The sequence below is a fragment of the Sulfurisphaera javensis genome, assembly GCF_041154675.1.
Lineage (GTDB): Archaea > Thermoproteota > Thermoprotei_A > Sulfolobales > Sulfolobaceae > Sulfurisphaera > Sulfurisphaera javensis.
Genome location: NZ_AP031322.1, coordinates 36,104 through 50,470 on the forward strand (window position 1 = coordinate 36,104; position 14,367 = coordinate 50,470).

The 14,367-nt window shown below is 29.8% G+C and carries 12 protein-coding genes and 1 pseudogene; 2 read left to right on the forward strand and 11 right to left on the reverse strand.

Going from position 1 to position 14,367, the window contains the following annotated elements:
• Positions 1-169: 169 nt before the first annotated feature.
• Both ACAM25_RS00180 and ACAM25_RS00185 read right to left on the reverse strand, forming a co-directional pair.
• Positions 170-1,744 (reverse strand): APC family permease, encoded by a 1,575-nt coding sequence (locus ACAM25_RS00180; RefSeq protein ID WP_369610342.1) that lies wholly within the window; start codon positions 1,742-1,744, stop codon positions 170-172.
• A gap of 1,752 nt (positions 1,745-3,496) precedes the next feature.
• Positions 3,497-4,345, reverse strand: a complete 849-nt coding sequence (locus tag ACAM25_RS00185) for an AAA family ATPase (protein WP_369610343.1) — start codon at positions 4,343-4,345, stop codon at positions 3,497-3,499.
• A gap of 439 nt (positions 4,346-4,784) precedes the next feature.
• Here ACAM25_RS00185 and ACAM25_RS00190 point away from each other — a divergent pair, with 439 nt between their 5' ends.
• Both ACAM25_RS00190 and ACAM25_RS00195 read left to right on the forward strand, forming a co-directional pair.
• Positions 4,785-5,453, forward strand: coding sequence for a hypothetical protein (locus ACAM25_RS00190; protein WP_369610344.1), 669 nt, complete (start codon positions 4,785-4,787; stop codon positions 5,451-5,453).
• A gap of 649 nt (positions 5,454-6,102) precedes the next feature.
• Positions 6,103-6,837 carry a hypothetical protein gene (locus ACAM25_RS00195; protein WP_369610345.1) on the forward strand — a complete coding sequence of 245 codons (735 nt, stop codon included), beginning with the start codon at positions 6,103-6,105 and terminating at the stop codon, positions 6,835-6,837.
• Between the two features lie 540 nt (positions 6,838-7,377).
• Here ACAM25_RS00195 and ACAM25_RS00200 read toward each other — a convergent pair.
• From ACAM25_RS00200 to ACAM25_RS00240, 9 genes and pseudogenes are all read right to left on the reverse strand, one after another.
• Positions 7,378-7,938, reverse strand: a complete 561-nt coding sequence (locus ACAM25_RS00200) for an acetate uptake transporter (RefSeq protein WP_369610346.1) — start codon at positions 7,936-7,938, stop codon at positions 7,378-7,380.
• Positions 7,939-8,148: 210 nt separating this feature from the next.
• The gene (locus tag ACAM25_RS00205; protein WP_369610347.1) at positions 8,149-8,493 is read right to left on the reverse strand and encodes a PadR family transcriptional regulator; all 345 of its coding nucleotides are present in this window, start codon (positions 8,491-8,493) and stop codon (positions 8,149-8,151) included.
• A complete protein-coding gene (locus ACAM25_RS00210) occupies positions 8,490-9,671 on the reverse strand; it encodes an MFS transporter (protein ID WP_369610348.1) in 1,182 nt (393 codons plus the stop codon). The genes ACAM25_RS00205 and ACAM25_RS00210 overlap by 4 nt, the downstream gene beginning before the upstream one ends.
• Before the next feature lie 594 nt (positions 9,672-10,265).
• Positions 10,266-10,695, reverse strand: a pseudogene (locus ACAM25_RS00215) (PaREP1 family protein).
• 128 nt (positions 10,696-10,823) lie between these two features.
• On the reverse strand, positions 10,824-11,201 hold the full coding sequence (locus ACAM25_RS00220) for a hypothetical protein (RefSeq protein ID WP_369610349.1): 378 nt from the start codon (positions 11,199-11,201) through the stop codon (positions 10,824-10,826).
• Complete coding sequence (locus ACAM25_RS00225; RefSeq protein WP_369610350.1) at positions 11,198-11,815, reverse strand: hypothetical protein; 618 nt, start codon at positions 11,813-11,815, stop codon at positions 11,198-11,200. The genes ACAM25_RS00220 and ACAM25_RS00225 overlap by 4 nt, the downstream gene beginning before the upstream one ends.
• A complete protein-coding gene (locus tag ACAM25_RS00230; RefSeq protein WP_369610351.1) occupies positions 11,812-12,684 on the reverse strand; it encodes an ABC transporter ATP-binding protein in 873 nt (290 codons plus the stop codon). Before ACAM25_RS00230 ends, ACAM25_RS00225 begins: the two co-directional genes overlap by 4 nt.
• Positions 12,685-12,735: 51 nt before the next feature.
• Positions 12,736-13,683, reverse strand: a complete 948-nt coding sequence (locus ACAM25_RS00235; protein WP_369610352.1) for a hypothetical protein — start codon at positions 13,681-13,683, stop codon at positions 12,736-12,738.
• Complete coding sequence (locus ACAM25_RS00240) at positions 13,649-14,350, reverse strand: ATP-binding cassette domain-containing protein (RefSeq protein WP_369610353.1); 702 nt, start codon at positions 14,348-14,350, stop codon at positions 13,649-13,651. Before ACAM25_RS00240 ends, ACAM25_RS00235 begins: the two co-directional genes overlap by 35 nt.
• Between the last annotated feature and the right edge of the window lie 17 nt (positions 14,351-14,367).

The window sequence follows — 14,367 nt, forward strand, 5'->3', positions numbered from 1 at the left end:
TTCAATTCGATAAAAATTAACACATTTGTATTACTTAATTACATAAAAAAGTTTTATATGGTTTATATGAGTATTTTAATTCATTAAATTTTCTCAGTTAAAATCAAATAGTGTGAATAAAAAAGTAGTATAATGAAAAATAAAAATATATTACGAAGTTATAAAATTTTTACCTTTTTGTTGTTTCTCCTTCTTCTGCCCATAAATTAACGCTCTTTCCAGCGTTTGTTAACGCATGTGGTTTTTTGAACTTCAAATATAAGGCATAACCTACAGCTCCTACAAGGTATAATATGCTTGCTATTGCGGCTGGAGTTTCTGGAAATACAGGTGGCCATATTGATGCATATAGTGCATATCCTAGAATACCAGTAGCAATTGCTGGAAGTATATAATGTTGAATTCTATGAGTGATAGTATGTAAGGTATCCTTATGGATTTCTTTTAATCTTCTGTATAATGTAATGACTGATGTGTTAAGAAGGAAATGAGTTAATACCATTCCAAATAAAGCCATTGTTGTCAAGAACCCAAAAGTATCTGAAAGTGCCGTAAACACTGCGGGATTCTTAGTAGTTAGATAGAACATTTGTAAAGGTGATACTCCATTTGCTAAAAACATTCCGAAAGCTGTTGCAATAGATAGTACTGTAGATAAAGTTCCTATGAACAATAATGATATATATGGACTGTGGTATTTTGGATGAATTTTTGCGAACTTCTTTGGTATTACATTGTCTCTAGCCATTGCGAAATAGACTCTTCCAGCATTGCTTTGCATTGCTACTGAATCAGAGAATGCTGAGTTCATGGCTACTAAGAACAAACCTAATGCACCAAAGAGACCCAAGTATAATCCCATAACAACAATCCCTGGTATAGTTGAAATGTCTGGATTACTATTATTTGCTAAACTTACTAAATTATTAACCCCCCAACCTACAGTTATTGCATATGCCATTTCAGTTAAAACAGCACCAACAATAAATACTCCAGTCATTAATGCTTTTAATATTTGCCTAGGATGTTGTACCTCTTCTCCTAATGGAGCAGAACCACCATAACCAATAAAGCTAGTTATTGAGAATACCATTGCTAAACCGAGTGCTCCACCAGGTCCTCCATAAGGTGCAAATTCTGAGGAATATTGTGGCCATGCAAATGGATTAAACACTGCTAATGTATTATCTGGAGCTTTTGCTATCACAATTGCTCCTAAGATAGCAAGAAATGATACTTCAAAGAGTGATGCATATTTTAGAGTAGTTATTTGAGGTCTTATTCCCAAAATTGCTAATGTTATTGGAACCCAAACGAACAATAGAATTAAAGGTATCCATATCCATGCTGGTAACGATATATGAAAATAATAGTCTAAGAAAGCTGGTAAAACAGCCCCACCAATATAAGTAGGAATTGCAGCAGTACTAGTTGTCTGATAAAGAACATATAACCATCCAGAGACGGTTGCAGGAACTGGTCCGAATGCATTAGCAATATATCCGTAATAACCACCAGCACTCGAATGTCTTTTGGCTAAGTGATATAATGTATTTACTTCTAAATACATAGCTAAAGTTGCTAGGAGAAAAGCTAATGGCGTAATAGCAAAGGCAAATGCCATTGCTGATGTTATAAATGCTACTACGTCACATGCTGGAGCCATAGCAGCTATTTCTTCAGCTAATGCGCCTAAAGTATTAACTTGACCTTTTTTCAGCCTGGGAACTTCTGTTTGTGACATCGCTAAATATTAGGGTAAGCCTAATATATAAGTTTTTTGGGTAACCCAAAATTCAAAATATCGTTTCTTCTACTTTGTAAAACTTATGAAATAATTTAATTTTATATAAGAAATCAATGAATCTAGCTACTTCCTAAAAACAACCATTAAAAATCATCATTCTCCATCTCTTACTGTGTATATTAAGTGCATGTATTCTTTTTCTGGTTTGAATGTTTTCTTCTTTATTCTTTCTCTTTCCCTTGTCACTCTTGATGTTTTAATGTGAAGATAGGTGTAAGTTTTCTTCTTATGTTAGTAAGTATGGAAAGTCTTTAGACTAATGTAATTATGAGCATAGACAATAACGTACAAAGACTTTAAGGGGACAGTAGCGTTTTTATCTTTAAATTCTTACATAATCTCTGTTTGTTTTATATCCTTTTTATATTAATTTAACTATCCTAAGAAAACAGTTTTCCACGACAATTTCAAACGAGATAAGGAGAAAGATAATACAAAAAGTGTGGGCAGAAAGCCTCACTCTTTAGGGAAGGGGAGAGAAGTAGCGTTAAGCTTATTTTGATAGAAGCAAAGAGATAATCAACGGGGGCTTCAGCTCGAGCAAGTTCATTATGGTCAGCACACCGCCTATTCATCATTGTGCCCCCTGTTTTCTAATTCTGAATTTTGAAGTAATTAAATATTTCTGTTTTTATCTTTACTCTATTAATATCACATTAGAAATAATATCATAATGGCTCACTTTGTTATCGAAGATTAAGGAAAACCTCTCCTCAGAGCGTTACTTCCCAAAATCACCCCCTTGAAAATAAATCAAGCTAGATAAAAAGTAGTTCCATAATTTTAATTAGTTAGATAAAAGTCATTTTCATTTAGCATATAAAAACATCTTAACATATATCGTCAGAAAGGTGTAAATTATTTTGGAAAATATATTAATATTATAAGTTTTATCTTAGCCTTTATAAAGAGAAAAACTACATGAAGACCCTATGCTATAGTAATTCATTTTATTTCTTGTTAATTTGTATTTATTTTTACTAACATAAAATAAAGTCTTAGTAATATTCTTCATGAATCGAATTTGGGAAGTACCGTTCAAGGCGTGGAGAAAATTAGACTCCTCAGAAGAACCAAAAACTTTTTCAGAATTAGTATGGTTAGACAATCATTTCATTTGCGAAAATTAGATGAACTATTAACAAAAAATCAAGAAGGGATATCATTTAAAAGAAGAAGGAGGGAAAAAGAAAGTTATCTCTTCGATAGACTTACCAAAGCAAGATTATCAGATATTTAGACTTGGTAAAGATAGATAATTAAACGTAAAAATATAGGAAAGAAACTCATAATAAGACTTATTAAGAAGCTAAATTTAAGCTAGATAAATTTTAATTCACTTAAAGAAGTTTTGGATGAGATTGGAGATGTTGAAATCTCATCTGTTTCGATGAGATTTACACTCTTATAAAAATAGATTAAAAACGTTAAAAAGAAGAAATAGAAGGAGAAAAAGGGAGATTCATTCTATCTTCTTCACATATTATTTTAGAGGTAAACAAAATATAGTGTACAACGAGATAAAACAATTCTCGTCATTTTTATAGATAAATCTCGATGGAGGAATAGTCAAGGTCATTAGAGAATATCCTTTTTATTAGCTGAGTCTAATGAACTTAATGACTTTACCTTCTTTTAAGTTAATTGTAACTAAGGTTAACGAGAAGTGATAAGAGTTAGGGAAAGTAGTTAACTTTTATCACCAGATATAATTTCTCTACTTAAGTCAATTTTACAAACCCTATCTGCTAATTTTTTTATTTCATATAATGAGGGAAGTTCACTTAGTCTCATTTCTTGTTTTAAGAAAAGTCTTGAATCAAATTTTATGATAATACCTAAACTTAACGTCTTATGGACAGCCTTTATCTTATCATTAACATAATTTAAAGCATACTCAAGAAACTCTTTTGCCTCATTTACCTCATCCTCTTTGACTTTATTTATTATAAAAGCTAAGGGATTACTAATCCCTTTATATCTAGAAACTCCTTCTACTTCTATCAAATAATCTAGTGATTTTTGAAGTATTTCTTTCGGAAATGTCGTAATGTAAATTCGATATTTAACATCATCTTTAAATACGCTTTCATATACTTCTCTTTCAGTCTTTGCGATTTCAGTATCAAAACCAATTAATGGTTGATTATCTATAATAACACAATTAAAATTATCGCTTAATAGAACTTGTTTGTACGCTTGGATAAACTTCTCTCGCAAATCTTTGTTCTCGATAATTATCTTTGTAGCTTTTTCCGTTTCAATATTATCACCACCAAATTTAAAAATAGTTATACTACCAGTACCCACTTGTATTTTCTTATAAGTTTCATTAATTTCGTTCTCCATTGAGGAAATTTTCGATAAAAGTCCCTTACTTTTAATACCTAAAATTCGTGATAACGTTCCAGTAATGTCCCTGTCTATTAATAAAACTTTATATCCATGTGAAGCTAACTCCACACTAAGGAGTAATGAAACTGTAGATTTTCCTACTCCACCTTTTATTCCTAATACTGAGATTCGATAAGTTTGCATTCATAACTATACGTGATTCAAACAATTTAAATTTTAATCTTTGCTAATAAAATTCTTGTAGAAGTTTTTTATTGATGATGAGCTCGATCCTTACGGATCAGTGAAGAGTATTAAGATCTGAAATCTCATAATAAAGTTAATTACCTTTAAGATATTCCTAACGCTACTCTAGAAGTAATTTTTTACTCTTTACCTAAACTTGAGAATGAAAGCTGAAAAGTAGTTAGAACTTTGGTTGAATATTCTATACTAACTCATCAATACTACGCCTTAGCCTTCTTACCGCGTGATGTAAGTCAAAAAGCTTTTTATAGCATTACTGGGAATATTTATTCGAGGACTGTCCGGGTATACGGACAGAATGAATCAAGTTAAGCAGACTGTCCGGGTATACGGACAGAATGACGCGTTTATATATTTTTAATTTCTACTTATTCCAGTGATTATTGCTATAGATGAGTCAGGGAATCCTTCAAACGAGAACCCCTATATTCTAGGAATATCTGTTATCTTGAAAGAAAAGGAGTATGAAAAGAATTACGTTAAGATTCCAGAGAAGTTATTTGGAAAATTTAAAGTTTTAAAATATTCAGAAAGCTTACCAAAACCAAGTAGAATTGAAGGACCTAATGCAAAGGGACTATTTATAGAATTTCTTTCTAATTACGTTATTCCAATAGGAATAATTATAGAAAAGTATGAGAAAATAAAAGGTGAACTTGCCGTAAACATTTGGGGAAGACTGATAGCCTATCACGTAAATGAGATATTACTCAAATTTAAACCTAATGAGGTTACCATAATTTACGATAGAAATCCTTTACTCACTAATAATGAAAAAATGTTTATTATTAATAATTTTCATAAATGGATAAAAGGTGTGAAGAGCGTAATAAGATTGAACATAGGTGGAAAGGATAGGGACATTTGGGTTTCATCTGCTGACTTTATTGCCGGGTTAATAAGGGAAGAACTTTGGTGTATTGAAGGAAAATTGATAGGAGAGTATTGCAAAAGCGTTAACGAGTGGTTTAATCTCCTTAAACCTTACATTTATTTTTATACTACAGATGATATAAAAATTCTATTTGGTATTCTTTACAAATAATAACTGATAAACTACTCAAGTAACTATTCCTTCCGAATTAATAATTGAAGTACCAACACTGGAAATTTCAGACGTTAATCACGGAGTTCAAGTCCGGCAGTACTATAGGTTTAAAATATAATAAGATTCCCAAAAATAAATTAAGCTATTTCTAAATAATATTACATAGATAAGTATACAATTAGTAGCTTCTACTACTATTTTATCAGTTCTATCCCTTAATAGTGCTAACTTTAGGACTTCTTGATTATGAGATATTAGGTTTGTGCCTTGTTTTTTATGAAATCAAAAATGAATTCTAATCTATTATTAAAGTCTATCTATAATTATTACTTATGTGATCATATATGTGTATCTTATTAATTTAAGTTAAAATTTTCCCTTAATTTATGTCTTTGCCTGATTGTCCTAAATTGAAACTTAATCTTACGATAATCCGAAATTTGTAGTCTCATATTGAATTTTATATGTAATGATGGATTAGGTTATTTAATATTCAGAATATTGAGGTTATCATCTTTCTTTATTGTCATTTATATAGGGAGTTTAATAGCATGTTTTAAGAGAACAACTATTACGGTTTAAGAGAAATATAATTATGAAACAATGAGTAACATAACATTTTAACCTTATAATCTAAGAATTCTTTATGCAGTATGTCATTGGCGAGATAGATGACGATGCTGTTAAGATATTGCAAGAGATAGTAAAATACCTTTCTAGTTACAATGTAGACAAGGATTTTATTACTGACGTGTTTTCAATATTTTACTCTAATAATCCATCATTAATCTCTCCTCTTCAGCTAGAGAATACATCAAACTGTTATATTTTCGAAAGTTATCTGATCCTTTTATCTAAATGGATAAGATTAATGACAAAAGGGTTTAAGGAAAGGAGTGTTATAGTCTCTGCAATTGTTATAGATGAATTACTAATGATGCTAAACCCTAAGATTGAAGAAGATAAGCAATTACTTAATGAAATTCAAGGAAAAAGGAGTAAAGATATTTCATTAGATAAAATTAAGAGAATAGTTGATAACATAATTGCTGATTTAGAAGAAAGGATAACGACAAGTGACTTAATTATTTACTTCATAAGGGTTTTAACAGAAAGCGAATCCTTAGATCCTTTCTCAGAATACTATGTATTTAAGTTTATGAAGAAGCTCATGGAATATCCAAAGGAGATTGCTGATATAGTTAAACTATCAAGAATAAAAGAAATTAGGGAGATTATACTTGAAGCAATTGAAGGGAACTCGGAATTAAGTGAATATGTAAAACAAACTAGAGAATTAACAAGAACGATAAGCATAGAAGAAGCTTTAAGTATTCTGAAGGAAGCTTTAAGTAGAAGCCTTAGCTTGAATAGCTTATAATAGTTTTAAAAATATTGTGATAATGAAAATTTTCTTTGAAAAGTAATTGGGTTAACTAAAGTAAGCTTTCTTAACTTTTCCATTAACGAAAATACAATTTCTATAACTGACATTAATTTGAACAATAATAGTACCAAAGCCTCAGTTGATATGCTTTAACTGGAAAATCCATCGTTGATATTATAAATGACTTATTTTTAAATAAGAACGAAACATCCTTATGAGATTTAGGATTTAATAGGAAAATATAAGCCTCATAAATTAAGTTAGGTAGAAAGAAGTTTAATTATAAAAAAGAATTATTAAAAATTAAAATTTATAAATCAACTAATGTTTGGGTTCATTTTGTTTTAACTTTCAACTTGAATTAAAATTTCTTCTACTAATTCATCCTATTCTCCTTGCGATATTATAACCCTTCTTTAAGTCTTAATCTTAAATATTATATTTCTTTTGAAAAAATTAATTAGTATGTTTCTCAATTCAACTAGAAATAGATTTTAAAAAATCTTATTTGTCTTTTTACTATTCATTGCTCTATTATTTCATTATTGGTTTTCCCAATGGCGGACTTTTCCCTAGACTTTCAGCTACCACAGTGCTCAGACCAGTATACCATGCAGCAATTGCAGTTAATATCCCTACATAACCACCTGCATGAGTTAATCCACTATTATTCATCATTGCTCCTAAACCTAATAGGAAAAATGTTATCCATAGTAGTAAAAACGTAGTAAATAAACCTAGATTACTTTTGAATGTGCCAAACCACATAACTAGAGTAAATATCCCAAATGCTATTAGTACAAGACCTATTCCTTGTAATGTAACTCCTCCGATAAATCCTCCAGCTGTCAGGAAATACCATTCCCAAAAGGCCCCATAAGTAAAAAATGCTGTATAACCAAAAGTGTTTCCAGACTTCCATTCTAGTATGCCGGCAACTAGCTGAGCTAAGCCTCCATAAAATGCAGCTAACCCTAAAACAACTGAAACTCCTTGAGTAATTAATCCAGCATTATAACAAGATAATACTAGCGTAGTTAGGGCGAATCCAGAAAGTCCTAATGGTGCAGGGTTTGCGCTCTTTTGATCTGTCATGTTGTTTCTCTCTATGCAAAAATAATTAAAAAAGTTAGCTACATTGATACAAAAATTATGTAAGAAATTTTTATCGTTAGGTGTTGCTATTGTATAAAGGAAATTATATATACTTTTTCGTTTATATTTATAGTTAATTAAATTTTTAAATCTCTGAAATAAAATTAATAAACTAGGAAAAATTAAATTATTATAAATAATTTATAAAAGTTATACTTCCTTTCTTTTTTGTATATACTCAATTAACTCATCTATTACTTTTTTCACTGCTATTAAAGGTTCCTCATGATATTTCAAAAACTCCTTACCTTTTTCTGTTATAAAGTACTTCTTTACTTCTATTCCTTTGTTATTTTTCTCTATTCTAGGAACTATTAACCCCTTTCTTGTCATATTTTTTAATATGACATATATTGAACCTTCTGGTAATTCATAATTCAACTTCTCTTTTATTATTTTTTCTAGTTCATAACCGTGCTTAGGTTCTTCATCTAGTGACTTTAATATTAAGAGAGTTATAATTCCCTTAAGGATAATTTCAGTAATTTCTCTCACCCAAATAATGGAACTTTACTTCTTCTTGGAGGTTTAGGCAATAATAAAGTTAAAGCAAAGGCTATGAAAGCCATTATACTTACTATTTCACTCGCAAAGACTAAGTTAGTAAACTGTGAAATTGCACCAACAACTACAGGTCCTACAGCGCCTCCTCCAGTAACTCCTAGCCCCCAGACTAAAGAGTTAGCAAAGCCAGAGGAGTTTCTGGGTACGAAATCTCCAACTAACGATAACATTAACGGAAAAGCACTGAAATTAAAGAAACCGAATATAACTAGGAGCGCTTCATTAGGAATTCTTAAGAAGACTAAAATTGAAAGTGCAGCACCTAAAGTTGATATGGCATATAATAATCTTCTTCCATATCTATCTGAAAGTAATCCTAATATTGGCTGTCCAACAATCGCTGCAGCTAATGCTATACTTATTGCTTCTCCTAAGTTAACATTATAAGAATAACCATAATCTTCAACTAATAATGTTGGAAGGAATTGTGATATTCCTTGACCAAAGACGCTTCTAAGAAATGCTGTTATTGTTAATAAGATTATTATTGACATAGTAGTTTTACTAACTGTCTCTTTCTTTACCTCACTTTGCTTTGGGTCATCTAATTTAATTTTAAGGAAGAATGAAGGTAAGGAAGCAATTACTGAAACTATACCTAAGATTACTGATGCTAAAATCATATCATTATGAAGTATTGCAAAGAGAATTAACGTTAATGTTGGATATAAGGCTCTTCCTAGACTTCCCATAGAACCGTTTACTCCTAATGCAAATCCTGCACTACCTTGATACGTTATTGAAAGCATTGCACCTCCAAGTGGATGATAAAAGGTTGATGAGAATCCAGCTAAGGCTACAGAGAAAAATACTAATGGTATTGAGTGTATTTTAAGAGAAAATCCAAATAATATTAGACTAAGCCCCCATAGTAAAATTCCTAAGCCCATTAAACCAGAATAATTTCTTGTCCTGTCAGCTATTCTAGATACAAATGGAGCCGTTAAGGCTGAAATACCAAAAAAGAATACTCCAGAAAGTATTCCTATGATTATTTTTGTTAATCCTAAATAAATTATTAAATAGGTAAAAGTTACTGGGAAAAACCATGTATTTCCGTCATTTATGAAATGGGAAATTGATGTTAAGGCAAGTATTCTGCTTTTCATAAGAGTAATTAGTAAGTTATCCCTAAAATATTTATCCCTAAATAAGTTTAGGATTCTTTCAAAATGCTTCTTATTTCTATAAGTTTTAAATGGACTAAGCTTTCTGTGTAAAGACATTTCACTGAAAAATTTCACATAATCCATACTACTTACATACAAAACAACACTTCCGGTAAGTTTTGAGACTCTAATTTATCAAGTTCTAAGTATTTAATTAAGATTAAATCTATAATTAATAGTTCGAAAATATTCTTTAATTCCTATTTCAACTCCACAATAGAATTAAACATTTTATTCTTAAAGAATTCTTTCAAGCTCTTGAAAATAGCCTTAGTTATATTAAGCTACGAAGAGTATTTAGGAGTAAAAATAACGTTACTGTTTCCGGAAAGTCATTTTAGAGATTAAAACTTACTGGGCTTTCTTAATATAAGTATGCGAAATTTTTAACCAACAAATTTATTACTGAACGCTAACGTTTCATGATCTTATAAAATATATGCCCGAGGAAAAGGGAATCTGGATAATAGTTAAAAGACATGACTTGTTACTTTTTTACTAAACTCTAAAAATGGAAATTTAAACACCATTACCTTACTCTATTAATATTTTCTTTGCTTTCTCATACATTTCTTTAGTAGTATCAATATAGCCTTCGATGTCTTTCAATTTAGCTTCATGAAAACCTCAAATGCGCAAATAGTAAGCTGTAATCCAACCTTTATTTAACCAACCCCCTAATGTTTTAGACAAGTTGTATGCTACATTACCTAGTGTGTAAGTATACAATCTTCCTTCTTTTAAATACTGCTGGTATTCTGAAGTGTTAAATTTCTCCGCTAAAGCCTTAACAATCTCTTTAGCGACCTTATAAGCTTTCTCTGAAGGCTTGAATAACGTCACTTTTTCTTAAGTACTCCTCACATTACTTCAAATATTTATCATCTAACTCAAGCCTAGCTTTGATACCTTCTCTAGGGTCAAGTTTAGATAAAGCAGAGATTATAAGATCCTTTGCATTAATACCTTTCTCCTCAGCTTTTTTATCAGCTCATCCATAATTTATTATCTTTTTCCTTACCCTATAATGATTTTTAAACACATTGAACACCTAACCTATCTGCTTAAAAATTGTAAACCATGATAAGCTTTTTAAAAGTTCTTCCTTTTTCCTCTAAAATACTGGATAATCTCAATCGCTATTCCTACTATTATTAAAAGAATACTTATTTGTAAATAGTTTGAGTTTGGAAATATCTTCAAGCCTTTCAGAACTATACTTGCATTTCCGTCACCAAAAAGTTTGAAGTTTCCTTTAATAACTATTGAATCTCCGTTTTCAAGTAGTACAAAATTTATTCCTCTCTGTACTAAAAATGTACCATTATTAACAGAGACTACTGCTTTATTATACCATTGGGGCATTGTAAAGGTTGAATTAGTATATACTATTGTAGAAAAGGGAAAGGTTAATTCGCCTAATGCGATAATTAAAAGACTTATTGAGATTAATATTCTTCCAAACTTCATATTGTCACTCTCCTAAATAATAGATAATCAACATAGACTATAATGAAAGACAAAACTAGAATATATTGTGAAACAGAGAACATACCTTTAAGTAATAGGAAAAGAAATCCAAAAACCAATATTATACTTATGAAGAAACTTCTATATGGTCTTTTTAAAATAATTGTTATTAGTAAAGATATATTAGAAATGAATAAGTATAGGGAAAAGAACTCTATGAACCATAATGAAGGAGGAGTAAAGGAGGAAAGATAGAAAACTACTTCAGTAGCTAAGATGTAGAGTATTCCTAAAAGTAAAACATCAATAAAATAGGAAGCAAGGAAGAACTTTTTCCTTCCCCTCATTTGAAGGAAAGAAATGATTGTACCATCAAATAGATCTTGCCCTAAACCTAGGCTAATATTTTTTATATTTAATGTTGTTAAAATTAGGCTTTCCACCCATAGTATAATATTAAATGTAGCTAGTTGTTGGGTACTATCAACTATTCTAGTTAATGGGTAAAGAGAATTATAGGAAATTACAAGACCTGTAGCTAACGCAAAACTTAAATCTATGTAAGCTAAAAGGCCATTATCACCATATCTATGTTTTATTAAAAGTTCAATCATTCCCATCCGATTTCTCCCTGAATGCTCTTATCAATAATTGAGTTTCTAACGTAAAATATCCTAACGCCTTTAGAATTTAATCTTTGTATTATTTCAACTATATTTCCCTTAATTTTTATTTGATTTCCTAATACTTCAACTGTGAATCCCTTTAACGCTTCTAAAGCTTTATTTATATTATCTACAACAATGTAAAACTCCTCTAAGAAATCATTTCTTAAAATGTTGTTTACTTTTCCATAGTATTTTAATATGCCATTGTTTATGGCTAAAACATGAGTAGCAAAAGCTAATACTTCAGCTGGTAAATGAGAAGCTAAAAGGACTGTTATTCCTTTTTCTTGTAATCTCATAAACATATTGTATACTTCATACCTAGATGTTATATCCATATTTGCTGTAGGTTCGTCTCCTATAATTATCTCAGGATTTTTCATTAAAGCGAAGATTATTTGTAATTTTTGTTTTGTTCCGGTTGATAATTCTTTAAATTTGTTCTTTAGGAAATGATAAAGGTTAAACTCCTCAAGTAATTTTTTAGTTTCAGATATTGGAAAGTTAAATTCCTTAGAGAATTCATTCAGTAAATCGCTTACCTTTAAATAAGGGGGAAGAAAAGGTTTATCTAGAACTAGAGATACTTTTCTAACTATCTTTTCACTTTTCCAAGGGTCTTCTCCTAAAACTGATAAATTCCCGGAAGTCCTATTAGTTAAACCAGATATTATTTTAATTAGTGTTGATTTCCCAGCACCATTAGGTCCCATAATTAGGACTATACTTTTTTCATCAATAGAAAAAGTAAGACCATGTAATACTTCCACATCACCATATCTTTTTGTTAAGTTTTCAGCATTAATTACTGTCATATTGCGTTAATAGGCTCTTGTTATTAAAAACTTTTTCAAAATGATTTTATACTATAAAGAGAAAAATTTTATTTTCAAATAACCAATTAAAACAAGTACTATGGATACTAAACTATAATATGATTCTTGATATATAAAAAACGAGATAATGTAAGAAGCCAATACTGTAGAATAATAAATTATATTTTTACTTCCAAAAGGCGAAAGGCCAAAAACTCCTAGACTGAAAGATAAAAGACTTATTAAATATTTACTAAATAGAGAAAAGCCAAATATTCCTAATAAAGCAGTCATCAACAAAAATGGAAAAATTGATGCAGAGAAAGAAAACAAAAGTGTTGTGAGAAGTTTTGCTATGTAAATTCTCTCAATTCCTATTATCCTTGCAATCTCTTTATACTCCTTTCTAGGAAAGATTGAAAGATTAAAGTATGAATAAATATCTACGAATACCATAGTAATAATCATAAGTATTAGTATTGACGACCAAGGTAAAGATAAAAGATTAAACTTGCTTGCAATGCTAACGTTATAATAGGAAGGAATTGACAAAACCTTACCGTCAACCTCAACTACAGATAAGTTTCTTGATATAAATGAACCTTTAGCAATTGAAATGTATTGAAATGCAGAGTTAGGATTAACTGAAATTATTATTTTTCTACTATTCGCTAGTATTTCAATTTTTATCTTTTGACCTTGAATATAACTTACATGAGAGTAAATACTAAATGAACCATTCTTACTTATTTCTTCTCCTATAAGATTATTATTAATGTAAACTTTTATAATTGAAGAAATGCCTTGACCATAATAATTGAAAACATATCCGTTAACTTTTACTCCGAAAAATGAAGCCTCTGTATAGCCTATAACGTTAAAGAAATAAAATGATAAAACATAAAGTAAAAAAGAAGATATTGCCAACAAGAATAAGATTAATGGTACAAAGAAGTAAAGTCTTTTAAGTTCTACTATAAAAATGTAAGAATACCTCATCTGGTGTAACTTTTCTAATTTCAACTATTTTATCTTTTTCAATATTCTCTTCTTCCTCTTCCCTTTGCCATATTTCCTTTATTCCTTCATTAGAACGATATAATACGACTTTGTAAAGTAATTTTTCTTTTTTATCATAAAAAACTATTTTACCTTTAAATAGTATAATAACATCATTTATAAATTCCCAGATGTCTCTTAAATTATGATGGGATATAACTACACAACCATTAAAATTCTTTACTATTTCCTTCAATCCAGGTGTAAAATCGTCGATTAGAAGGCATTTAGGAGAATATGGCAAATATAAGTAAAAACTTAATTTCTTCTTTTCTTCTAATGACAGATCTTTCACTTTCTTATCTTTTTCTAAGTCTATAGTCTCGAAATGTTCTAAAGAAGTGAGATTAAGTATCTCTTTCACTTTTAAATATGGAGGAAATTTAGGAACTTGAGGAATATAAGCAATTTTCCTTTTATCTACATCAAAATACACTTCACCACTACTTGGCTTTATTTCTCCAGCTAAAATTTCCATTAAAATTGTTTTCCCCGAACCGTGTAATCCAACAATACCTATCCTATCCTTATCTTCAACTTGAAGAGTAATATTCGAAAGTATCTCATTATTGTGAACCAGTTTACTCACATTTTTTAATTTTATCACATGGATAAATTGTAGAG

What these genes read in the sequence shown, in the direction of transcription:
- ACAM25_RS00185 (WP_369610343.1), bottom strand. Translation starts at nt 4,345, where the DNA reads ATGCAAACTTATCGAATCTCAGTATTAGGAATAAAAGGTGGAGTAGGA.
- ACAM25_RS00225 (WP_369610350.1), bottom strand. Translation starts at nt 11,815, where the DNA reads ATGATTGAACTTTTAATAAAACATAGATATGGTGATAATGGCCTTTTA.
- ACAM25_RS00230 (WP_369610351.1), bottom strand. Translation starts at nt 12,684, where the DNA reads ATGACAGTAATTAATGCTGAAAACTTAACAAAAAGATATGGTGATGTG.
- ACAM25_RS00195 (WP_369610345.1), top strand. Translation starts at nt 6,103, where the DNA reads ATGCAGTATGTCATTGGCGAGATAGATGACGATGCTGTTAAGATATTG.
- ACAM25_RS00235 (WP_369610352.1), bottom strand. Translation starts at nt 13,683, where the DNA reads ATGAGGTATTCTTACATTTTTATAGTAGAACTTAAAAGACTTTACTTC.
- ACAM25_RS00210 (WP_369610348.1), bottom strand. Translation starts at nt 9,671, where the DNA reads ATGAAAAGCAGAATACTTGCCTTAACATCAATTTCCCATTTCATAAAT.
- ACAM25_RS00200 (WP_369610346.1), bottom strand. Translation starts at nt 7,938, where the DNA reads ATGACAGATCAAAAGAGCGCAAACCCTGCACCATTAGGACTTTCTGGA.
- ACAM25_RS00180 (WP_369610342.1), bottom strand. Translation starts at nt 1,744, where the DNA reads ATGTCACAAACAGAAGTTCCCAGGCTGAAAAAAGGTCAAGTTAATACT.
- ACAM25_RS00220 (WP_369610349.1), bottom strand. Translation starts at nt 11,201, where the DNA reads ATGAAGTTTGGAAGAATATTAATCTCAATAAGTCTTTTAATTATCGCA.